The sequence below is a fragment of the Streptomyces sp. NPDC054840 genome (assembly GCF_053611065.1).
On sequence record NZ_JBSGZP010001064.1, the window covers coordinates 1 to 1581 of the forward strand.

The following is a 1581-nucleotide window of genomic DNA, read 5'->3' on the forward strand; positions in this document are numbered from 1 at the left end:
CGGCGTACCCGGGGCCCGGGATGGGTAGACCGAGGGGTCGGAGCTTTTGTGGAGGTGCGCCATGACCGACGCCGCGCCGCGGCTCGCCGTTGTTGCCGAGACCCTGCTGGGTGCCCCGCTGCCGGTACGTGTGCGGGCCTGGGACGGCAGCGAGGCCGGCCCGTCCGACGGCCCCGTACTCGTCATCCACGACCGCCGCGCCGTGCGGCGGATGCTGTGGAGGCCCGGCGAGCTGGGTCTGGCCCGAGCCTGGGTGGCAGGCGAACTGACGGTCGAAGGCAGTCTGTTCGATCTGCTGGACCGGGTGGCGGGTCTGCTGTGGGAACGCGAGCCCGACCTGCCGCCCGTCGGCCCCACCGTCTCCACCGTCCAGGGCGGCCCCGGACCGTTCGCGGCCCTCGGGAGCATCGCGCGCCGCGCCGGGCTGCCCGCGCTCCGCGACCTGCCGGGGGCGAAGTGGCGCGACGCCGCCCACCGGGCCGCCGCGCGCGAGCTGATCGCCCTCGCCGGACCGCTGCTCCCGCCCCCGCCCCCCGCCGAGGAGGCGGTATCCAGGCGGGGCGGAACCCTCCACAGCAAGGGTCGCGACCGCCGGGCCGTCAGCCACCACTACGACGTCGGCAACGCCTTCTACGAACGGGTCCTGGGCCCCTCCATGGTGTACTCCTGCGCCTACTGGAGCCCCGGCTCCACCCTGGAGCGGGCCCAGCACGACAAGCTCGACCTGGTCTGCCGCAAGCTCGCCCTGCGGTCCGGGGACCGGCTCCTCGACGTCGGCTGCGGCTGGGGCTCCATGGCGCTGCACGCCGCCCGCGAGTACGGCGTCCGCGTCACCGGCGTCACGCTCTCCCGCGAGCAGGCCGTGTACGCCCGTAAACGGGTCGCGGACGAGGGACTGACCGACCTGGTGGACATCCGGATCCAGGACTACCGGGACGTCAGGGACGGGCCGTACGAGGCCATTTCCTCCATCGGGATGGCCGAACACGTCGGAGCCGACCGCTACCGGGACTACGCCCGTACCCTGCACGCCCTGCTGCGCCCCGGGGGCCGGCTGCTGAACCACCAGATCGCCCGCCGGCCGGAGCCGGACGAGGAGGCCTACCGGATCGACGAGTTCATCGACGCCTACGTCTTCCCCGACGGTGAACTCTCCCCGCTCGGCACCACCGTCGGCGAACTGGAACGGGCCGGCTTCGAGGTCCGTGACGTCGAGGCGCTGCGCGAGCACTACGGGCTGACCCTGCGGGCCTGGGTGGTCCGGCTGGAGGAGCACTGGGCGGAGGCGGTACGGCTGACCTCGCCCGGGCGGGCGCGGGTCTGGCAGCTCTACATGGCGGCCTGCGCGCTGGGCTTCGAGCGGGGCCGGCTCGGGGTCAACCAGGTGCTCGCGGTGCGGCCCACGGCTGCCGGGGACGCCCGGCTGCCCCTGCGGCTGCGTACGTGGGACGTGGAAGCGGAAGCGGAAACGGTCTGAGGGCCTGTCGCGTGATCCCCGGTGGAGCGGCGCACGGCGTCGGATGCGGCGCATCGCACGGCGGATGCGCGTCCGCGTACCGGTCGTATCCCTTGGCGGTACGA

1 protein-coding gene is annotated in these 1581 nt (G+C 74.0%); it reads left to right on the forward strand.

Annotated elements, in window-relative coordinates:
* The first annotated feature begins 61 nt into the window (after nucleotides 1-61).
* On the forward strand, nucleotides 62-1477 hold the full coding sequence (locus ACWGIU_RS37520; protein WP_453712529.1) for a class I SAM-dependent methyltransferase: 1416 nt from the start codon (nucleotides 62-64) through the stop codon (nucleotides 1475-1477).
* The last annotated feature ends 104 nt before the right edge of the window (nucleotides 1478-1581 follow it).